Origin of the sequence: Candidatus Vicinibacter proximus, from assembly GCA_016713905.1 — a bacterium.
In the GTDB taxonomy this organism is placed as follows: domain Bacteria; phylum Bacteroidota; class Bacteroidia; order Chitinophagales; family Saprospiraceae; genus Vicinibacter; species Vicinibacter proximus.
In genome coordinates, this window is the sequence record JADJOE010000001.1 from 1,461,953 (window position 1) to 1,485,257 (window position 23,305).

Here is a 23,305-nt window from a genome sequence, read left to right on the forward strand (position 1 = left end):
TTGTATTTCATTTTCAATATTAATACAGTTGAAATCCTCTGACTTTTGTAGCGTTTCTAAAATATGCCTTTATAAAATATTGTCCCTTAGGTAAATCATCTAATGGAATTTCGATAGGTTTTCCATTGAAATCCAAATTTAAAGGATTTGATTTTTTTACAATTGTTCCAAAAATATCCATTACCTGGTAAGCTAATATTGGATCATTCCAATTCGTGGAGTATATAAAGATGTTTTCTTTTGCTGGATTTGGATGTAAATCAAATCCATGCTCTTGACCAACTGGATCTATTTCATTCCCGATGGTTATGGAATTACTGGTTAAGACATTGAAGTCCATGTCTAAACCAATTAATTTATATTCATATTCTAAAGCTTGGATGGCTTTTAAATCTGACCATTCTTGCGGACAAGACTGAGGATTGAGTTCAGAGCTGTCCGTTTTTACGAATCCAATACTTTCAAATTGATCATTGTTACTTTCTTTTCGAAGAATTTGCAAATAACGTAAACAGCTTTTGCTGGTTTTAGTCCATCGAAGAATATTTCTGGTAGCTAATTGTTGTCCCTGAAGTATTAAGTTTTCTGAATAACTTGAGCGACTGTTGATTTCGTATTCAGAATTTATTCTGGTATCCTTATTGGATTGCAATTTAAATAATGGGTGGTACACTCCACCACCTATACCCTTAATAGTATCACAAGAAATGCCGGAGTAAATACCTGTAGTAAAAGGCCCAAATTGGTTGGTTAAGTCAGAATCAAAGTTTGGATCAGTCCCCTGGTGATATGGAGATATCATGAAGCCATCAAGTGCCTGAAGTCTAATATAATAGCTTCCGGGTTTGAGACAGAAATAGAAATATCCATCATGATATATTTTGCCATCACTAACAAAAGTTTTTGTAGACGATACCATTTGTCCGGATGTTGCATCATGAGCATATACTTTTAAACCATTGATGCCATTCTCCGTCAGATCATAAATTCCATTTTGATTAATATCAAAAAAGACATATCCTGTTATAGGAATACATTTATATAATCCTAGATCCCAACTTTTGTCATTTTCTCCACCCATAAGCATAGTGGTCTCTGTTGTTGCAACGCCATTGAAATTTCCAACATCTGAGTCCAGAGTATCAATGGTTTTGTTTGGGTCGGTAATACTCCATGGATTATTAACAATAAACTTGAGGTAATATTTACCCGGGTTCACTTGATCAAAAAGATACTTACCGGACTTGTTTGTTTTTGTAGCACGTACAAATATATTTCCAGGTGACGAATATAGTTGAACTGAGATACCCTCAATACCTTCTTCGCCTAAATCCATTATGCCATTTGCATTTTTGTCATGCCATACCATGTCTCCTATACTCCCTTTAGAATTTAAACCTGCAACATCATGGTCATCTTCATCTTCATTGACCAAAGGTCCGCCTCCAAAAATGTTGTCATCATTCACATCTCCCGGTATAACTTTTCTTTCATTGGAATTGTCAGATGCAGGATTACTGTCCGCATCTTTATGTCCAATCTGCGAGCCATTCAAGTCCGTAGAACCAGTTATTTCGGCCCAGTTGTAAAAACTTGCAATGGATGTATCCGATTCTACAATCAACCTAAGTGTTGTTTCCATTTTTTGTCCAGGTAGAAAAATATTCTTGAAAGAATATACTGGGTTTACGCCATTTAATTGCCAACCAGGATTCAAATTTGGAGGAAATGAATAGCCTTTATTTAAATAATCTTTAATTTCGATCGAATTTGCATTAATATTTCCTTGGTTGAACACTGTGATTTTGAATTCAATTGTATCACCGTAATTACCTTTGTCTGGATTTAGAATTTCCTTCCTTAATGCAAAGTCAACTATTGGCGTTAAAGCAGGATCATGGTCATCCTCATCTTGAATGTTATCCCGGTCTCTATCGATTCCATCATCCTCAATAAAATTATCTGACAGGGTATTTACCTTGCCACCTGAATCATTTAAAGGATCTGCATCATAGTAGGAATCAATGTCCTTGATGTAAATAGTTCCACTGGTATCTATTGCAGAAGTTAACTCAGCAAGATTTAATAAATCAAGCCCACCTGAATAGATGGATTTTATCAGAAGTTTTAAATGTATTTGGACACTGTCACCAGAAAGTAATAGTCCGTTCCATTGGTATTTACCGTGTCGAGGGGCTGAAATATAGCTCCAATTATTTTGTGGAATCCAATTATATCCTGATGGGATGTAATCGGTAATCAAGAATTGCTTGCATGGAATAACTCCTTGGTTATGAACCGATATGATGAATTCTGCGGTATCACCATAGTGAAATATTTTTTCCGGACTCAAGTACTTCCTGAGCGCCAAATCAAATATGGCGGGCATGTCCGGATCATGATCATCTTCTTCACCAAAGATATCTGTCGAGGAAATATTGTTGTCTGAAATACTGCCAGGAAGTACTGCTCTTTCAAATTGCTGGTCAGACATTTCTTTACTGTCAATATCAAATCCGGTAGTATTTAATCCTCTTGAATTGTAGGATTCACTGATTTCCGCATAATTTATCCAGTCTGTAATCGGCCTGTTACCGTGCTTAAGTTTTAATATTATTGGAAATCTAAAACTAGAGTCAGGAGCAACATGTACCTGCATTGTTCTAAATGCATATTTACCGGATTTTAACCAACCAGGATTGACATTAGGATCAAATTCTAAACCAATTGGAATATAGTCAACTACAGTAATTTGCCCCAAAGTATCGGTACCCTGATTAAAAATACTTATTTCAAATTGAATATTATCTCCAGGGTAATGAGGCTTTGGTGATATAATTTTCTTGGTCAGAGCTAGGTCCCAAATATTTATTACTGCGGGGTCATGATCATCTTCATCCTGTATGCCATCGCCGTCTGTATCAACGCCGTCATCTGAAATTTGGTCATCTGAGGAAGTGTTAACCTTCCCTCCTGGATCATTCCCAAGAATTTCATCAGAATAACTGTCGAAGTCATCCTGGGAGATATTCAGGTTGTGAATAGAAAATACTGAAATCCCTGAAACTTCGGCTTCATTGATCCAGTTTCTGGAACTATTTGTTGGCAAAATTTTTAGTACAATGTTTTGAATTAGCGAATCTGCAGGATTAAGGTTACCAAAATACCGATAGTACGCTTTATTTCCTTGCAAAGTCCAATTTGGGTTAAACATTGGGTCAAAAGAGTATCCCGAAGGAATATAATCTACCAGGTCAATTTTTTTAGCCACAACATTTCCCTGATTATAAACTACTATCTTAAAGCTAACTGTGTCATAGTATTTGTAAGGTGGTAATGATATTACTGTTTTGGTTAACGCCAGGTCTAAGAAAGGAACTTCTGCAATATCGTGATCGTCTTCATCTTCATTTGGATTGATTTTCCTTCTTCCATAGATCAGGTCGTCATAATTTGAGCCAGGCAAAACAGTGTTATCATTATTTCTATTCTGGTCTGGAGTTGAGTCATAGTCTCTGGTTTCTTGAAATGACTTATCCAGAAAAGAGGATATTTCAGCACTATTAATAGATAAGGATTTTTGCCTTAAATGGTAGTTGGTTCTAACCAAAATGTCAATATTTATTGAATCACCAGCATTGATGGAATCAATTACGTAGGAATAAGTACTGTCATTAATTTCAACCCATCCGGAATTATAAAATGGATCAAAGTCAAAGGCTTTTGACAGGTAATCTGTGACAGAAATTTTCCTAGCTATCTGACTCCCCTGATTATAGACAACAATTCTAAAAGCAACTAATTCCTTATTTCTGACTGGAACTGAAGCCAAACAAATTTTCTTTAAGGCTAAATCGTAAAATTCAAAGTCAGTACATGCTGTATCTTTTTGATCAATGACGTTGTCTTGATTTATTTCTAATTGAGATTCATTAAAAAGACCATATTTTTCCTTAAATTGTCCATTTGCATCTTTTTGACAAAATTGATAAATTTTGTCACCGGGACTTGTAGAGGTAAGGTCAATTTGGTATCTCAATTTAATAAAAAAACTGTCGATACCATAGGCATTCAAACTTCGATTTGAAGCAAGTGTCCATCCACTAGTCCCTGGATTTGTGGACAGAATTTGATATGCTCCTGAATTTATTTTGACTGAAGCACTTTGGTTAATCAAATCCTCATCCGGACTTGGTCTATCCGTTAAGCTATAGATTCCCGATTTCCCTCCTGAATTGACCACCCTGATCAGATATAAAATATCCAGAGCACCATCGGTTAAATAGTTTTTTGAAAGTATTGATTTTTTATGTGTAATTTGGGATAAATCTCCACAAGTTGTATCTCTCTTTTCCGGCTTAAAGTCATTGTTTAAATCTACAGAAGCCACATTAAAAATGCCCTCGCCTACGCGGGGTATCAATGGGTTAATTTGGCCGCAGGGATTATAGAAATTGTTGCCAAATGTACTTTGATCAAAATCCATAGTAACATTTAGTTTGACTAAAAAACTATCTGTTTCAAATGGGGCAATAGATTGTGCTGAAGCGATAATCCAACCATTCAAAGGTACGACATTGCTAAGCATTCCATTCAAACCAGTATTTGAGGAAAATTCTGCAGAAGTAATATGGATGTCATCATCAAACCCAGGTCTGTCTATCAAGTTATATATTCCATTGGCACCGCCTAAGTTTTTTACCAAAAGTTGGTATTGCAATGTATAAGTTTTAATACCTGTTTGTGTACTGCTAATTAATTCTTTGTCAATAGTTATATAGGGAATATCTGTGCAGCTTGTATCAATTGCGTCAATACTTCCATTGGCGTCAAAATCAAGCAAGGCCCTATTGAACAATCCTTCCCCTGAGCTAAAATGTGTTGAACTTGAAGTTCCACACTTGGTGTATTTATTATCACCTGTGGAACCTGGGCTAAAATCTAACTTCAAATTTATATGGAAGTAAATATTATGAACTACTCCAGGAGCAATACTTTGATTAGAGATAAGTGTCCATGGACCGGACCCCAATAGAGCGCTTCCACCGCGGTTGGGTATATCACTTGTATAAAATGTAGTTAAAACTTTCGCATCATCATCAAAATGAGGATCATCAATTAAAGTGTAGGTTCCTGTTTCGGTCCCTGTATTCTTCACCTGTAAGTGATATACAATAGCATAAGATGCATCGGATTGAATTTGGTTGGATTGAAGAACTTTTGTTACAGAAATTTTGGGTATCGGGCATGAAGAGGGAGCAGTAAAAATTGAATCCAGACATTGGTGATTGTCTGCATCTCTAATTAAGACTTTGTAGGTTGTGGCGCCATCCGCTTTAAAATTTTGATTTATCCCGTCACCCACAACAACAGCAGTTCCGTATGGAGAAGTCTCAAGAACCATTCCATTTAATACAACTTCGAATCTGTTTGTTGGTCCAGCCTCATCATTTTCGGCATTTATCAAAATTGCAAACCAATCATCTGTTGGGTCATAGATAGTATTATTATTGTTGCAGGTTGTCTGAAAAAATGTATTAACAGTCAGATTACAACATTCAATAACATCCAGATTATAGAAGCAATATTGTCTTATGGTATCTCCATGCGCATTTATACCAACAAAGTAATATGATTCATGGTTATCTTCTAATCCTTTTGACTTTTTATCCAGTATTAAAGTAGGCAGATTTCCCAATAGTGTTTGGGTAGTAGAATCATACCATGAATAATGCACTAAACCTGGAACCGCAACTAGTTCAACCAAGGCATCACGATTGGTGCAAAGATTAAGTTGTAAATTGCAACATGGGTCTGGTTGGTCAAAAGCATTTGCTGTTTCAAATACTATGCTTGTGTCATTAATAAAGTATAGTTTGATACCCACATTTTTTATTCCGGATGTTTGTAAATTGTATAAAGTAAATTTTAATTTACCATCCGGAATTGCAGGAACTCTTTTCTGTTCACCGGTAGACAATTCAACCATAATATCTCCAACAGGGCTGTTCACAACATCTACTTCTATAGTGAGGTCAAAACCATTTGTAATCCCATTACAAGGTCCAACAGTGATGATGGGGTCAAAAACCGAGCCTTCACTATCTGCATAAAAACCAAAATCATAAGAGTGATCATTGTGTCCATCTAAATCAGTCATGATTTCAAAATCAATATCTGAACCAACTACATTGGTAGCATTATTATCAATTTTTGGAAGATAACTACTTGGATTTTGGGTTTGTATGGCAACACCAACTTTAGATTGACTGGTATAATCTGGAATTCTTAAAATATAAGTTGAATCTCTGGTTAATTCTTTTATGTTGTATTTAAACGAATTTGGATGTTCATTTACCGTTGGAACAGGTGCGTTGGAAAATAAGTAGTTTCCCCTTTTATTTGAAATTGCCGATGCAATAACTACATTATTTTTAACCAGCTGAATCGTTACCCCTGCAATTGGTGGTTCTATTGGATCCTGGATACCATTTCCGTTTAAGTCTTTCCACACATAATTGCCTATTTCAATTGGGGCTGGAGGACTGGATATTTTGAGATCTCCAAGTGCGTTTGATTTTCCTACAAACAAGGTAAAATCAGGTGGAATTACCTGATATCTTTTGGTCCAATGCCCTTTTTTATTGTTGAGGTGTATCACTCCATTTGTGAATAATCCATTTGGGTCAGTAGCTGTGGTAACAACATCCCCATAACCGGGGCATTCTGCAAGTGCTCCACTTGCAGCTTCCTGACCTAATTTAACCCCTTGTTCATCCAATGGAAATTCACCATGATAGAATTCTCCACCTCCAGGACCAAATCCGGTGTTTCTTCCATCGGTTTGATTCACCCCATCACTCGCATTATTCTCTAAGGTAAATTTATCCATTAAAGGATTATAACTTGCTCTAAGGATATCTCCTGTAGGAAGGATTGAATAGGCGCCAGTGCCATTAGTGTTTTTTTGGTTAACCCCACCCTGAAGGCTATATCGGTCCATAATCCCAAGAACCATGTGGTCATCTCCATCAAATTCTATATCACTGAGAATCGGTTGTGGGTAATCACAAAATCCAATGGAACTTTCTATACAATTTGGATCCCACTCATCTCTCCAACCAAAAAAGCTTTTTTTATTTCCAAATGAAGGATAGTTAAAACTAAAATTCAGAATGCTTTTAAAACTTCTGGATTGCGGGTTGAATTCGTAAACATTAGAGGTCAGATCATTTGAAGTCGAACCAGAAAGGCTGCCATCACAAACTACTCCAATATATAGTTTTCCCCGATGTTGACGTAAAGCCCAAGGCCGAAAATTACCATTATTACATCCAGGGTCTGGTATGTCAAATGAATCGACATCGGATGAAGTTGGGATTGTAAATGGACTGTTCACATAAACAGAATATAGTTTTCTGGTATAAAGACTTATAATGTAAAGTGTTTTTCCATCCTCACTGAGATCTATACTACCATATGAAATCTTTCCAATTTGACTGAATGCCAAGGAATCCGCAGAGATGGGTGGAAATGCAATAGGAAGCTTTCGTTCAGTATTATTTGGGAAACCACCACTGGGTACACCAATCTTGTTCAAATCTAGGGATGTAATCTGCAATTGTGGCTTGGTTCTTATCATATACAAGCCTCCATATCCCTCAGGTCCAATTCCGGCATGTCTTTTCAAAACTGCGGAGGTAAAAATTATATCAGAATTTCTGGAATAAACAGTACCCCAGCAGGACCCAATTTCCTTTGCACTGGCCAATTTTTCCATGTTTGGGGCCGTTCCTCCCTGGGCTATGGGCACAATTCCAGGATAACTAGTCCCCCCGTTGTGAAAATCCCAATTTACCAAAGCTTCATAATTTCCCAAAGTGGAATTTGGCGCAATAGGATCTCCTATAACGTAGCATGGAGTAACTATTTTTGGTTGGAAACAATATTCTTGTGGGTAGTTTATTCCAAAGTAAATAAAGTCGTTGTTTTTATAAATAAATTGAACGGATGAGGAAGACCCTGGACCGAAAGGGCTCATTGGTCCATCAAAATCATATGCCTTAGTAGGGTTAAATTCCAGACGGTAAGGTGGTGTAATAAGTGGATTTAGCGTAAAAATTCCCTTTTCATTGGTTAATACATCCATTGCATGACCAAAACGGTCTGTTATCCTAACTTCAACTCCTTTTACTCCTGGCTCATAATAAACTGAGGAGGAATCTCTTTGGCCATTCGAGTTGTAGTCGCGGAAGACAAGACCAGAAATTTGAGAAGTAGTTTTGCCCATGACTAAGCATAGCCAAAACAGCGTAATCTGAAGTAGTCGGTTCATTCGGTCTTATTGTGATCGATATTGAAGGGCAAATTTTATGCCAATGGGAAGTATTGAATGATCACAAATACATAGTATAAATTTATATAATATTTAAGCGACACAACAGTAATTAGATGTGGCAATAAATGTCCGAAATTTATAATTTGGAATATAGTTGATAATGTACTTTAAGGGTAAATTTTATCTGAATGTTAAGATATTGCCCATGCTAAAGCAAGTTCTACATCGGGGTTCATATTTATCTTTTTCACCCAAGAGAATAGTTTCTTTTTCATAACCCAATCTGTAAGAGTGCGTTGCCAGATTTCCACAATGCGGACAAATTGCATGAACTTTTGTAATGTATTCAGAGACAGCCAGTAATTCAGGCATTGGCCCGAAGGGTAGTCCTTTAAAGTCCATATCCAATCCGGCAGCAATAACCCTGATACCTTTTAGCGCAAGAGTCTGACAATGAATAGTTAAGTCCATGTCAAAAAACTGAGCCTCATCAATCCCGACGACTTCAGTCTCGGGTTTTAATAGGAGGATCTCGTGAGAAAAACTAATTGGATTCGACAAAAGTGTATTTTCATCATGTGAAACTACCTCTCGGTCATCATAGCGGGTGTCCTTACTGGGTTTAAATATTTCAACTTTTTGGTTTGCTATTCTTGCTCTTTTTAACCTTCTTATCAATTCTTCGGTTTTTCCACTAAACATAGATCCACAAATGACCTCGATCCAGCCGCTTCGTTGTGATTTAAATCCTGGTTCTAAAAACATATGGGCTCAAATATCTGATATTTTCATATTTAAAATAAAAAAATATAATGGGTTAATTTCTGTCAAAGTTTAATTTTGTGTTTAAATCTCCATTTTTTCTTAAAAAATAAGACCGCCTAATGCGCGTTAGTTTGTAAAAGTTACCTACATGGAAGTTCAAAATGTAAAGAAGTTATTATTAAAATTGGATCAAATACTGAGTCTTTATGAGGGTAATGACGCGCTCAGTCAATCTGAAAAGGAATTGATGTTAGATTATCTGAGAAGGATTTACACCCTTGTGCTCCGATTTAAAACTGAGGATGAGACAGAAGTGATAGGAGCATCAGAATTCGAAAAAATTCTTGGCAGCAAAGTGCAGGCACCTGGTCCTTCATCTACGCCTAAGGAAAAAATAGAACAAATTCAAAGAGAAGAAATTAAGTCTGCAGACAGTTTTGTGCAGACTCCTAACCTCGTCCCCCCCCACATGGATACAAAAGTGCAGGAGGCTAGTCATTCTCCTGTGATTGTATCGGAAATACCACCGGCACAAAGTTTCAAAAATGTATCCCAACAAAATCAATACGATCAATTGTTTGACCATTTGAAAATTTCTGACTTATCGGATAAATTAGAATTAGTACCCTTAAAGGATATTCGCTCAGGAATGGGATTGAATGAGCGTATTTTGGCCCAAAATGAACTTTTTGGGGGAGACAAGGTTGCTTTTGATCAGACATTAAATGACCTAAATAATTGTGGTAATTTTGAAGAAGCTCGATCTTTATTATGTGAAAGGATAATTCCAGTGTATCACTGGGATCAACCGGATAAGGAAAGATTTGTTGATTCTTTTATTAAATTGGTGCAGAGAAGGTATTTATGACCATAAACTATAAATTACAAAAGGGGCATTTTTTAAATAGTCTTTTGATTGCTTTTTGTATTTGTTTGTTTATATCCCTGGTTCATTTATTTTTCGAATTGATTCCTGCAGATAAGTTTAGTTGGAGTATTTATCCGCGTGATTTGTCTCAATGGTATGGTGTTTTTACAGGACATTTTATTCATGCCAGTTGGAATCATTTATTGAGTAATATCACACCTTTATTCGTCAGCCTTACGATGATATTTTTTTTCTATCGAAGTATTGGTTGGGCTGTTTATTTTATGATCTGGATAATTACCGGATTTGCAGTTTTTATGTTTGCCAGAAGCAATTCACATCTTGGAGCCAGTGGTCTGGTATATGGCCTGATAGCATTCGTATTTTTTTCCGGAATTTTTAGAAGAAATGCAAAGTCAATTGTCCTGATGATCATTATGACAGTGATGTATGGCAGTTATACAGCAGGATTCTTACCTCTTGATGAGAAAGTATCCTTTGAGAGTCATATTTTTGGGGCATTAGCCGGTCTATGGACGGCTTTTGTGTTTAGAGATTTCAGAGAGCACGATGAAGAGATCCAAAAGCCTTCCTGGAGTGGTGAAAATAACTCAAAAGAATATTTTTTTTCAAAGGACTTGTTTGACAAAACCTTACAACAGCGCAAGGAGGAAGAAGAGTTTCGTCAAAGGGAAGAAGATATTAATTTATGATTTAATATTACCTTAATCCCATCGAAATTTTACTTGCGGGAATTTTATTTTTATTGATTTTTTGGCAGCTTCTATTTTTTTCTCAAAGTTAAGATGAGATGGACTCTCAGGATATAAAGGGCGATGACCTATTTGCAATTGTAACGATGCAATTTCTGAGTTGACATTTTTGGTTTCGTCACTAAAAAAACTATTCTCAAAATAATGCCAGATGTATTCAAATGCCTCTTCAGAAGGATGAACCCTATCCGGTTTTGAAAATCTATAATCCCTTAAGTCATCCATAAAAATTTCATATGCCGGAAAATAGTGAACATGTCGAAACATGTTGGTAAGATGCGCGACAACCAAAATTAGAGATGCCTTACTTCGTGTGTTTTCTATAAAGCCATCCTTGAGATATCTTACCGGACTTATGCTGAAGATGATTTTTAAATCCGGAAATAATGTTTTAATGTTTTTTATGGTCTCACTCCAGGCATTTATGATTTGCTCTGTAGTTGCTATAGATTTAATGAATTTATCTTGAGGTAGTTTGTGACAATTGGAGACAATCTGACCAGTTTCCTTTAATCTGTAAAAATGAGCTGAACCAAAAGTGATGATCAGGTAATCCGTTGTAAGAAAAAATTTATATGCTTTGGAAATGCATTCATTTATTCGGTTAAGGCAAAATTCCAGATTTGGGTGTGAAAATTTGCCATGATGATCAAAGGAATGATAAAAATCCCGGTGGAAGTCGAGATCCAATGCTGAATATATTTTATTTTCTTTAAGCTTGTTTAATTGGTTTGCCAGAACTAATGGATTAAAGGAAATTCCAAAGGGGCTTTCCAGGGAATCAAAGTGATAGTAATTGAATTTCTGAAAAATGTTGTCTGCAAAACAAGAACCCATGCATAATATTCTATTTTCATGCTGGATGGATAAACCCGATTTATACTCCGGGAACGTTGTTCTGAATGTTTCCAAGGATTAATATTTTGTTAAACAGTTCAATAATAAGGATTAAGAACCGGGATTAAAATTTTATTGTTCTAATTTTGTGTAAAATTAGTGGTAACATTTTGACTTATACTTTTATTTTTAGAATAGTTTCAGTTTGCCTGATTATTGCGGGTGGAGAGCGTATCTCCGCCCAGGTAAATAAGAATTATTGGCCAATTTTAGGAAAGGTAGCCTACAAAAAGGAATATGATGAATTGCTTGGATTAAAAGTAGATAAACCGGTTTTTAGTCCTGAGGTAAAAGGACTAGAGGGTAAGTTCATTCAATTAAAAGGTTACATTATTCCAACAGATGGGTATAAGAATCATAAGGAATTTGTTTTTTCAGCGTTTCCATACAGCAGTTGTTTTTTTTGTGGTCAAGCGGGTCCAGAGACTGTTTTGGAAGTGGCCGCAAAGTCTCCAATTACCTACACCTCTGAACCAATTGAGATCAGGGGAAAGTTAAAATTGAATAACACGGACATAAACAGGCTCATGTACCAATTGTCAGAGGTAGAAGAAATTAAATAGAACATAAATTCTTATAATTTCTTCGTCCTTTAGAATCCAATAAAAAATGAAATGATTCGATTGGGCAGCAATATTTTTTATTCAGTCAGAGCCCCAAACCATAGATTTTGTTGTGTCCTTATTTTATTTTAAAAGACTGATATTTCCTTTTTTGATAAACTTTTCTCCTCCGATACAATACGCTTCCAAATAATACCCAAAGACATCTGGAGGTAAAGGCTTACCATTAAAATAGCCATCCCACCCAACATTTATATTATTTGATTGAAATACCAATTGCCCCCATCGATTGTATATTCTAAGTAGAATCTTATCTATTTGAGTGGATCTCACATACAAGATGTCATTATGACTATCACCGTTTGGAGAAAATGCATTGGGAAGAAAAATGGTTGAAGAATCACAAACTGGTAATGTTACACTCACCAAAACCTCAAGATACTTAGAGCATCCAAATGTATCTGTAACACGCACAATATATCGTATGTTGCGGGTGGGGCTTACAGTTATGCAAGGACAAGTAGAGCAAATAAGGCCATCTTCCGGTGACCATTTATACTTATCTCCTCCATTGGCACAAAGAGTGACTTTTGCACCTGCGGGAATTATAGTGTCATTTGAAATGGAGATAGAATTTGTATCTAAAAATGGAATTAAGCAGAAAGTATCTGTTGAAATACAATCATATTCGTTGAAGTAATCCAAGTACAAAGTTTTGGATTTATCCACTATTACTGTTTGGGTAAATAGTTCAGGATTTAGCACATCATCGCCTCGCCATTTATATTTAACTTTATTTTTTGCCTGGATCATAATCGTATCATTTATACATACTTGATCCACAATTTTTAATCCTTCTTTATTTGGAATTACTACAATTTGATACAAATATCTTTTGTTGCAACTGTCCGGTGAGTATTCTATAAGTTCAAAATTAAAGATAGACAAGGAGTCAACATCTTGGGCGGAAAAAATATTTTTGCTACAAGTGTCGCAGGTAAGTTTGGTTCCGGACCATAAATAATGCTTACCCTGAATTGGATCTTTTCCAAGCAACAGATCTGTGCCGAAACAAACAGAGTCCTTAATTTCATATTTTATATTTTCTTTAAAATTATAGTTTATAGTATCCCTAAAACAAACGCAGGTTTTAGGTAGTACTGTTAGAAGATAACTACAAAAGTTTAAAAGAAGATTATTTATTCTAATGGATTTGGTGTATATTCCATCAGTATTAAATTCATTTTTTCTTAAGTTAATTGTAACAATCTGGCTGTCGATTGAATCTAAAACATGATTTCCGTTTTTGTCTTCAAACAAACCAAAGCATATTTCATCACCTCCAAATTCAATAAGGTCTGTCAATTGAAATTCAAATTTGACTTCTGTTTCCGAGCTGCTTGAAATAGAAACCATGTCCAAATTAATTAAATCAATACCAAGTAATTTTCTATATATAGGTAATCTATTAAAACCGGTCTCATAGAATACGGGACAGGTTATTTGATTTTGTTTACATTTGGAAATTTTACTACTATAACTGCTTACTTCAATTTCAAGATCTTTGCAATTGATATTATTTAGTCCGGATATTTTAAATTCGAATTCAATTAAATTTCCAGCGGGTATATTGTCCTCAAGATCAAAGTATAAAATGCTTTGTCCTGTTGACTGAAAAATATTTGGATTTTTTTGATTATGATTAGAAAGATTACGCACAGAATTTAATACATACATTAATGGATCAGGGAGTATGATTTTTAAACTTTCATCTCCATGGGTAATATCATTAGATTGTATACTTATCTTGATTGTGGCCGAATCTACACAATCTGTTTCATTTTTTAACAATGTGTTAATCTTCGTAATTGTGTTCGATTTTATATCATTTATCCTTATCTGTTTGCTATTTTTTGTTACGATGTTTTGCAATTGGCCGCAAAGATTAGTGCCATTCGTTTTAAATTCAATATAGCTGTTTACAGTAGCGTTGCAATTTGTCATCGCAAGGAATTTGAAAACTATGCTATTTTCAGGCGCAAGGAGAATTCCTTTTAAACCTGAAGATCTTAGTATAGGATCTAAATCTGCTAAATTCCATCTGAATGTATTTTTGCTGATTATTTGCGGGGGAGGTAATATTCTGAATGGACTTCCTTTAGGGTAACTAAATTTTATTTCCTGATCAATAAACGTAATTCCTTCTGGTAGTTTTACGATTAGGTACACATCTGTTGCAGCGCCTCTGTCCGCATTGTAAATTTCCAAATCTATTTGCGGAAGAGTATCACAAAGGTCCAGGTTTCTTTCCATCTGCATTAAATCCATTTCCAATTCTGGATTTTCAGGTTTAATAATTACTGAAAAACTGTCCGTGGTGCAAGCCCCGGAACTTTGTTCTTCTCCTTCACAAATCCAGGTGCTGATGATATCCAGAGTATCTATCTCGCAAGCATTAAAATCAATTTGAAAATAAATTCTGTAAAAAGTATTAGGCTGAAATCCTTTGACCACAAATAAATTGCTGTCTAGTTTGGAAACATTTAATAACGGAATAGTAGATAGGTTTAAATTTGAAAACGTATTTTTTCTGGATGTAATTTTGAATCTGAAACTCCCCGATATTGGAAAATTTGATATTTCAAAATCCCACCCAACTTTTTTTCCGGAAGCAAAAATCGTTTTTACAGGTTGAAATATGAATTTATTGCCATTGAGTATTTCAATTGAAGTAAGTTTAGAAAAAATATTTTTTGTAAAGAAAATACTGGTGCTTGGATCAATATAGAAATGTGCACTTTTATCTCCGCTAAAATTGTAGGTTGCGATTAATTGTGCAGTGGATTCAGTAAGTTTCTTACAGTCTTCAATATAACCAATGGGAATTATTTTCAACGTGTACGCTTCATCAAACCTGATGCTGTCAAGACCGGCTTGTGGTGCATACCAACGATTATTTTTGAATACGGAAGGGAGCTTTAAGGTCTTGTAGAGTGTGCTTTGGCCGGAAATACTGTAATGTATTTCCATAATAAAACTGTCAATGATTATACCATCAATTTGTTGAAAAATGAAGGAGTCAATTTTAAACAAGGATCGGTACTCAAAAGGAAAAAAGTTATCTAAATTTGGAAGTACTCTTATTTGTAACTGTGGCAAGGTAATTTTATCCGTGCAGATAAATTTCTTTACGCCTTCCTGGGTGATTTCAATCCCCATGGATGTTAACTTAATCGTGTCCTGTTTTTCGTAGCATGAGTAAGGATTTTTAGGTGGTGCAGATTTAGCTATTAAAGAGGACTTTGTAAGGATAATTACTTTAGCAATTCGTTGCCCTGTATATGAACTTATTACTCCAGTTGTATTTATGTAAACACTATCCCCATTTTCAAATTTATAGCCAGGGGGTAAACCGGCTCCATACTGGTTGGCTAATTCAGGTGTTATTGGTATGTATATACCGGTACCAAATCCATCTTCAATTAAAGTAGGTTTAGTACAAGAAGGTAAAGCTTCCTTATTAAAGTACTCTTTATATAGCGGATATTGGAATTCGTAGGATTTTTGAGAATTATTTTTAATTATTTTTATTGTGGAATAAATGTCCGAATAACTTAAGTCTGAGAAAATATAGAAGTTCAGAGAATCATGGTTTAAATTTTCATTATCTACTTTTAAGCGGGCTTTGAAATCGAATATAATGGTATCTCCGGTGATAAAGTGCTTAAGCTCTGCTTTGCTCAAATCTGCTATATTATTCGACTTAAAACGATCATTGTCAGGATCCCCCTCTCCTAAATTATGTCTGAATATATTGGATTCAAAATCTACATAAGCTGAAATCGTGTCCTGAACATATACGGAAGAAACACAAGGAAATTCAACAAGCTTTTCAGCAAAAGAAGCAGGACCGCACTCATCAATTTTATTCATGCATGTAAGATGAGTTTCAAGGCAAATTTTTGCAATGAGGTCAGGCATTAATTTTATTTTATTTGGGCAGGTAGAAATGAATTCAATATTAGAAGCTATAAATTCTTTAAAACATGATGAGCCGCAATCTAATTTTACTTGAAAGGTTAGATTCATAGTTGATGTAAAAGGAGGTGTAAATTCAAGTAAAACTGAAGTGAAATTATTGAATTCAATAATTTTCGATACTGGACTTTTACCGTTTAGTCGAAAACTTGAATCTACCAAAACAAGGGGACAAGGGATCTGGATTCTTATAATTAAATTTCTGTCAACAGGAACCGGGTTTAATTTTATTTGAGATTCTAAGGAATAAACCTTTTTGTCTACCAGTATGCCGTCATTCGGTGACATAACCATATTGGCTGAAATTGAAGTGGCAGATGAAAAGTTGTCAACCTGTCTGTTCTGCGTCATTCGGTCACTACCCGGGATGCACAATGAGTTATATTTGTAACTGTAGAACCAAGGAAAATTTGTCGGAATGGATGGAGAAGAAGTAAGGCAAGTTGCAAATCTAAAATTTAATTTAAATGATTCACCAGGATTAAGATTGCTTATTATGATTTTGACTTCATGGAAGGCGGAATCCATTTTACATCCAATAAGATTCAGATGGTCTTTGTATTCAATAGAATCAATTGTAGCATTGCCGACTATGGTGAAACTATCGTACAAGAATCCAAAAGTATATGGTCCAGTCAGTACATTACTTGCTTTTAAAGTCAAAACAATATTTTCTGCCACAGCCCCACCGGTATTATAAACGGTAAGCATTTGTAAGGCACCATCCTTTGAACAAATGCATTCCGGGAATTGTGGCATAGGATTGAAACTAAGACTGGCTTCTTTATTTGGAATTACAAAATCAATTCCTGAGGATTCTTCATAAAGTTGACAATTGATGTTGTTACAACCCCAAGAAGCATTAAAAAAAGATTGTACGAATTCTTTAAGACAACGTGCATGATTAATTTGTTCTTCAATGATAATGATTTCACCATTTTCAAAGGACTCATCCCCGTCACCTGTTTTTTTAAAATCTTCCGGTCCTAATCTCAATCGAAGCAAGGTATCATTACTAAAAAGTGTTTGTCCGAACGTACTTGTAATATCCAGAGGGTCATGCTTGTCTTCAAAAATAAATTCACTCAATGCGCCAAGTCTGGTGTTTCGGATTCTTACCAATCTTTTAAAGGAGGCTCCAACTTCTTTAACCATTGATGGTTGATTTTCAATGACTAAAAACCCAGTCTCAATTTTGAATGGTGGAGAAGAAACAAAAGAGTCCCTGGTATTCAAATAATCGACAACCCATTTATTCTGGAATACCTTGCCATTATTCACTGCGTCGTAAATTTGACAATCAGATTGCAATGAAAAATTAATTGTGGTTTGTTTGCCTTTTAAAAGAGATACTACTATAAATTCAGGTTCGTTGAAAGAGCTAATGATTCCCTCTAGGGCTCCTGTAAGGCTCCCAGATTGATATGCCATCCCAAGAGGTAAATAACCTTGTACTTTAATATTGCTCAGATCTGCTCCGGTATTATTTTGTAGAATCAGACCAAAGCTCCCTTTTCCACAAACATTAAAAATCAAGGGATCAACTTGATTGATAATTAAATTTTGTGTAAGCGAAGTTTCTGCATTAAGGAATAAAATGCACAATACAATACAAAATTTAGTTTTCATAAATCATAAGATAAATCTGTCACCAGATTTTTATAAAAAAATGAAAACGGTTAAGGGACTATTTTCTTAAGAACGTCCAAAGTAAAATAAAGATAGCTCCTATTTTGACTAATATGTACATTAAGACAATAATAGGTTTTGATTGTATACTTTCCAGGGGTTCGCTCCAATAGGAAAAATAGGGAAAATATTTAATTTTTATAGGAACCCCATCTTTCAGGACACCCTTACATCTGAGATCAGGAGATATTCTGTTGTCCAATTCTTCAACATAGCCATCATATCTTTGTCGATATTGTGTTGCATGTGCTTGATATTCATACCAATAAGTTCTGTCAGGTGCGCAAATATGTTCAACAATTAAGGCGTCAGACTCCTTGTAAAAGTACTTTAATGCAATGGTTCTGAAGGGATCTTCAATATTGAAAAGGGGCAATATGAAGAAGCACAGCAAGAAAAAAGCAAGCGAAAACTTAAGGTAATACCACATTTAACCAGATAAATTTTGATCAAACTTACACAAAAGAATGAAAAATCATAAAATGAATTATTTTTAGGCGAGTGAAGCATCGATTTGAATTACTATTGCAAAAATTCATCCGTCTCAGGGCCTGGCAAAAGGTGCTGGCTTTAATTGTATTTACTTTATCCTTACACTGGTTATATCTTTTATTACTAATTGTAGTTTATCCCCCGATTACGACTACCCAAATAGGAAGTTTGATAGATGGGTATGGAATAAAGAGAAATTATGTATCCTTTTGCAATATTTCACCAATGGCACCATTGGCAGTAATAGCCGCTGAAGATCAATTGTTTATGGGTCATTTCGGCCTGGATCTAAACAGTATTGAAAAGGCAATGGAGCATAATAAGTTGAAGAAAAAGCGCAAGAGGGGCGCATCGACAATAAGTCAGCAAGTTGCCAAAAACATTTTCTTATGGCAAGGAAGGAGTTGGTTACGAAAGGGTCTAGAAGTATACTTTACCTTTATGATAGAAGGACTTTGGAGTAAAAAAAGGATTATTGAAATGTACCTCAACACTGTTGAAATGGGAGAGGGTGTATTTGGAATCGAGGCAGCGGCCAGGCAGTATTTTGGAAAATCTGCACGTTTTTTAACCAGGGAGGAGGCTGCCATGATAGCAGCAAGCTTACCAAACCCAAAGCGGTATAAAGTTAAACCCACATCTGCCTGGGTCTCCCTCCGCAAACCCTGGGTTTTACAACAAATGAGTCAACTGGAATCAGATGAAGAGGTGAGAGAGCTTTTGTCTAAAGCGTATCATAAAAAGTGACAGGAATTAGATTTATTTTAAATTTTTTAAAGAATTTAAAGTTGCGTTTTCAACTTCTACTAACTTCCTAAATTTTCTTTTTATTTCATGATGTGTATACAACCCAATCAATATGTCCATGATAATTTTTGGGTAAAACATGATGAGTTTGCAATAGATGAGTCCATTGACGACGATTAAATTTCACTGAAGTTGAGTTGCTAGTTATCCTAAGCGGACTATTAAAGTTATTAATTAAATTTTTTAATAACAATAAGGAATTTATAAAACTTATATAGTATGAACATTTCATCACCATGATTAAATAATTTTCCTTAAACAATTGGTTACTTTTTTAATCTTTTTTTGAAAAAAAAACTATTCTTCTTCATTAAATTTATTAAACCAAGTTCTGATGGATTGAAAATTAATATTGATTACCGCAGCGCCCTCCGAACGTTTGTGTAGGAGAAAATGTATTACTTTTTTTTCTACCCAATGGTGGAGCGGAAACAATATTCCAATGAGCAATACCTTTATGCCAAATAATTTCCATGGTGTACCATGTGAGGTAAATGATCTATTAGCTGGCTTCAGGTTCTATCCAGATAAGGACGGTTCTCCGGATCTAGTATTGATTATTGGTTTGCATGGAAATGGAACATAAGCATTTTTAAGGGAATTACCTGGTTCTGATGCCATAATTAAATATAACTCTTCCTTAAAGGATCATGGTGGCTCTTGTCCTGATTGGTGCGAAAGGACGGGAGCAGGAGCTAGAGTAATTTATGAAGAAGATTGTTGGTTGATCTGAAAGTTTCCAGGGAGTGTTAGACCCCTCTGGGGTGAGGTTATTTTAGAATAACAACTTTGTTTTAAATTCCGTTTCTGTAAGAAGTTAAGCTTAAGGAGGGGTATTTTAAATACTTTATCATTTTAAATTTTACAGACTTATCAATGTAATTGACCTATTTTTTTTAGATTAAAAAAGATCGTTGGCAAAAACGATTTTGATAAAAGCTAATAAAAAACCCATCCAAGCCTAAACTTGAATGGGTCCCAAATATAATCGTAAATTTTTAGACTAAATTAGCCTTTAGGAGTAAGGACGTTACCAGTACTTTTAGGTACAGTTTCATCATGTTCTGCCGAAATGTTTCCTTTAACAAATAAAGTAACTTCTTCTTCGCCTTCGTTGGTTTGAATTTTTACCGTTTTGTTAATGGCTCCTTCACGTTGGGTGTCATAACGAATTTCAATCACCCCTTTTTCACCAGGCATGATTGGTTCTTTAGGCCAGGTAGGAACTGTACAACCGCAAGATCCGCGTGCATTTTTAATGACCAAAGGCTCGTTCCCTTTGTTAGTGAAAGAAGCAGTTCTAAGCGGCTCAGAACCTTTCTTAATGTCACCATAATCCACAGTGGTATTGTCGAACACCATTTTAGGACCATTGGTTGACTTAGCAGGAGTAGCAACCGGGGTAGCTGTCTGTGCATAAACTGCCACTGAACCCAGCAGAGCAAATACTAAGAAGAATAAATTTTTCATGCAAAAAGTTTTTTTGAATTTGTTATACAAATATAGGTAGGTTAACAATACATAGACCCGTTGTATTCGATTTTGTGTGTTAAAGCCGTGTTAAATATAAAACTTTATTTTTATCATATATATATAAAGGTGAAAAACAATGTTTGAGCCATATAATCTTTTATTTTTGCCTGGTAAATCTGAGCCATGTCTATCTACTCAATCATCCAAAATCTGTTAGATCAAATTGAAGGTCCTGAAGCAGAATATAAAAGAGAAGTAATTAAAGATTTGTGGGTATGCCTGGTATCCCGAGAAGTTTCCCTCCTGGGGAGAAAGGAAGTACTTACGGGTAAAGCGAAGTTTGGTATTCTTGGAGATGGGAAGGAGTTGCCCCAGGTTGCTATGGCCAGGGCTTTCAAAAAAGGCGATTTTCGATCAGGGTATTATAGAGACCAGACCTTCATGTTTGCACTTGGGCTGTGTTCTGTAAAAGAGTATTTTGGGCAATTGTACGCGGACCCACAAAATGATCCATTTTCCGGTGGCAGGCAAATGAATGCTCATTTCGCTACGCCACTTATTGACCAGGAAGGGAATTGGACAGATCACACAAAAACGTATAATGTATCCTCAGATGTTTCGAGTACTGGTGGTCAAATGGCCCGGGCATTGGGACTGGCTTTAGCCTCGAAACACTATCGCCAGAACAAAGAACTAAAATCATATAGAAAAAGCTTTTCCAATAAAGGCAATGAGGTTTCGTTTGTCACCATCGGGGATGCGTCTACCTCAGAGGGCGTGTTTTGGGAAACCATGAACGCAGCATCTGTTCTTCAGGTGCCATTGGCAGTTTGTGTTTGGGACGATGGTTATGGAATTTCTGTACCTATTGCCTTACAAACAGTGAAGCAAAATATTTCAGAAGCCCTAAGTGGTTTTGAAAAAAACAAAGATGGAAACGGATTAAAAATTTTTACTGCAAAAGCATGGGATTATCCTTCTTTAGTGAAGCTTTTCCATGAAGGGGTAGAAGAAGTGAGGAGAGAACATGTTCCTGGGTTATTTCACATTAAAGAGGTTACACAACCGCAAGGTCATTCTACATCTGGTTCTCATGAAAGATACAAGTCTAAGAAGAGATTGGATTGGGAAGAAAAATTTGATTGTATTAAGATGTTTTCTGAGTGGATCACAGAAAAAGGGATTGCTTCCAAAGAATTATGTGATGAGTTAAAAGAGTTATCTAAAATTCATGTTCGGGATCAAAAAAATGAAGCTTGGTCTGATTTTCTCACTTCAGGACAAAGTAGAAAAAGGGAATTGTTAAATATTTTGGAGAGTAAGGCAGACATTCCTTTTGTAGATCAGGCAGTAAAAGTCATTCATGCAACCAAAGACATTTCCTGGCATGAGTTGGTCCAAATTGCAAGAAATTGCATTGGGAAATCAAGAAAGCATGGGTTGTCCTCTGGTTTAACCTTACTTGATGAATGGATCTCAAACCAGTTCCAACAAGCACAAGTGGATTATCATGCGCATTTATATTCTGAAACAGCTTTCTCAGCGTTAAAAGTAAAAGAAACACCACCTCAGTTCAGTGAAGGTACAAAGGAAATGAATGGTTACCAGATCATCAACCAATATTTTGATCAGTTATTGGCAAAATATCCGGAAGTAGTTGCATTTGGAGAAGATGTAGGTATGATTGGAGATGTGAATCAAGGTTTCGCTGGATTACAGGAAAAGTACGGTGACCTTCGGGTTTTTGATACCGGCATACGTGAGTGGACGATTATTGGCCAGGCTATTGGTATGAGCATGCGGGGACTTAGACCGATTTCTGAAATACAATATCTGGATTATATAGTGTATGCCTTGTCCCCCTTGATGGATGATTTGGCCACTTTAAGATATCGTTCAGACGGAATTCAAAGAGCGCCCACTATAATTAGAACACGCGGACATCGGTTGGAAGGAATTTGGCATTCAGGTTCACCAATAGGCATGCTGTTAAATTCATTAAGAGGGGTACATGTATGTGTACCTAGAAATATGACTCAGGCGGCCGGAATGTATCAGACTTTGTTGCAATCTGATGATCCCGGCTTGGTTATTGAATGCCTTAACGGCTACAGGTTGAAGGAAAAAATGCCTGATAATTTGGGAGAGTATACCATTCCTTTGGGTAGGGTGGAAGTATTACGTCAAGGAAATGACGTCACATTGGTTACTTATGGTTCTTGTGTCCGGATAGCTGAAAAGGCAATCGAACAACTTTCCGAATTTGGAATCGAGGTAGAACTTATTGACGTCCAAACACTTCTTCCTTTTGATTTGGATCGAGGGATATTAAAATCTCTTCGCAAGACCAACAAGCTGGTAATCTTGGATGAGGATGTGCCAGGAGGTGCGAGCGCATATATTTTACAACAAGTTTTAGAAGAGCAAAATGCATTTAGATTATTGGATTGTAATCCGGTAAGCATTACTGCATCTGCGCATAGACCGCCATATGGGAGCGACGGAGATTACTTTAGTAAGCCAAATGCAGAGGATGTAACAGAGAGGATTTACCAACTCATGCATGAATATGAACCCAGTAAATACATTTAATCCGGGTTGA

12 protein-coding genes are annotated in these 23,305 nt (G+C 35.8%); 6 read left to right on the forward strand and 6 right to left on the reverse strand.

The window, feature by feature from the left end; translation table 11 throughout:
- Positions 1 to 19: 19 nt before the first annotated feature.
- Positions 20 to 8,335, reverse strand: coding sequence for a hypothetical protein (locus tag IPJ83_05710; GenBank protein ID MBK7880039.1), 8,316 nt, complete (start codon positions 8,333 to 8,335; stop codon positions 20 to 22).
- A gap of 183 nt (positions 8,336 to 8,518) precedes the next feature.
- Positions 8,519 to 9,103, reverse strand: coding sequence for a thymidine kinase (locus tag IPJ83_05715; protein ID MBK7880040.1), 585 nt, complete (start codon positions 9,101 to 9,103; stop codon positions 8,519 to 8,521).
- Between the two features lie 148 nt (positions 9,104 to 9,251).
- Here IPJ83_05715 and IPJ83_05720 point away from each other — a divergent pair, with 148 nt between their 5' ends.
- Positions 9,252 to 9,971: a hypothetical protein gene (locus tag IPJ83_05720; GenBank protein ID MBK7880041.1), complete on the forward strand. Its 720-nt coding sequence runs from the start codon at positions 9,252 to 9,254 to the stop codon at positions 9,969 to 9,971.
- A gap of 44 nt (positions 9,972 to 10,015) precedes the next feature.
- Positions 10,016 to 10,684, forward strand: a complete 669-nt coding sequence (locus IPJ83_05725; protein MBK7880042.1) for a rhomboid family intramembrane serine protease — start codon at positions 10,016 to 10,018, stop codon at positions 10,682 to 10,684.
- A 12-nt stretch (positions 10,685 to 10,696) separates the two neighbouring features.
- On the opposite strand, the gene IPJ83_05730 is transcribed toward IPJ83_05725, so the two are convergent.
- On the reverse strand, positions 10,697 to 11,656 hold the full coding sequence (locus tag IPJ83_05730) for a GSCFA domain-containing protein (protein MBK7880043.1): 960 nt from the start codon (positions 11,654 to 11,656) through the stop codon (positions 10,697 to 10,699).
- Positions 11,657 to 11,766: 110 nt separating this feature from the next.
- Between IPJ83_05730 and IPJ83_05735 the strand changes: the two genes are divergently transcribed.
- Positions 11,767 to 12,204, forward strand: a complete 438-nt coding sequence (locus IPJ83_05735; GenBank protein MBK7880044.1) for a hypothetical protein — start codon at positions 11,767 to 11,769, stop codon at positions 12,202 to 12,204.
- A 123-nt stretch (positions 12,205 to 12,327) separates the two neighbouring features.
- Here IPJ83_05735 and IPJ83_05740 read toward each other — a convergent pair whose 3' ends face one another.
- Positions 12,328 to 17,871 carry a gliding motility-associated C-terminal domain-containing protein gene (locus IPJ83_05740; protein MBK7880045.1) on the reverse strand — a complete coding sequence of 1,848 codons (5,544 nt, stop codon included), beginning with the start codon at positions 17,869 to 17,871 and terminating at the stop codon, positions 12,328 to 12,330.
- Between the two features lie 58 nt (positions 17,872 to 17,929).
- Positions 17,930 to 18,361, reverse strand: a complete 432-nt coding sequence (locus tag IPJ83_05745) for a hypothetical protein (GenBank protein ID MBK7880046.1) — start codon at positions 18,359 to 18,361, stop codon at positions 17,930 to 17,932.
- Positions 18,362 to 18,456: 95 nt separating this feature from the next.
- Here IPJ83_05745 and mtgA point away from each other — a divergent pair, with 95 nt between their 5' ends.
- Positions 18,457 to 19,170, forward strand: coding sequence for a monofunctional biosynthetic peptidoglycan transglycosylase (mtgA, locus tag IPJ83_05750; protein MBK7880047.1), 714 nt, complete (start codon positions 18,457 to 18,459; stop codon positions 19,168 to 19,170).
- A gap of 502 nt (positions 19,171 to 19,672) precedes the next feature.
- Positions 19,673 to 19,816, forward strand: coding sequence for a hypothetical protein (locus tag IPJ83_05755; GenBank protein ID MBK7880048.1), 144 nt, complete (start codon positions 19,673 to 19,675; stop codon positions 19,814 to 19,816).
- Between the two features lie 422 nt (positions 19,817 to 20,238).
- Here the strand turns inward: IPJ83_05755 and IPJ83_05760 are convergent, their stop codons facing one another.
- Positions 20,239 to 20,700, reverse strand: coding sequence for a DUF1573 domain-containing protein (locus IPJ83_05760; GenBank protein MBK7880049.1), 462 nt, complete (start codon positions 20,698 to 20,700; stop codon positions 20,239 to 20,241).
- Positions 20,701 to 20,886: 186 nt separating this feature from the next.
- Here IPJ83_05760 and IPJ83_05765 point away from each other — a divergent pair, with 186 nt between their 5' ends.
- Positions 20,887 to 23,295 (forward strand): transketolase, encoded by a 2,409-nt coding sequence (locus tag IPJ83_05765; GenBank protein ID MBK7880050.1) that lies wholly within the window; start codon positions 20,887 to 20,889, stop codon positions 23,293 to 23,295.
- The last annotated feature ends 10 nt before the right edge of the window (positions 23,296 to 23,305 follow it).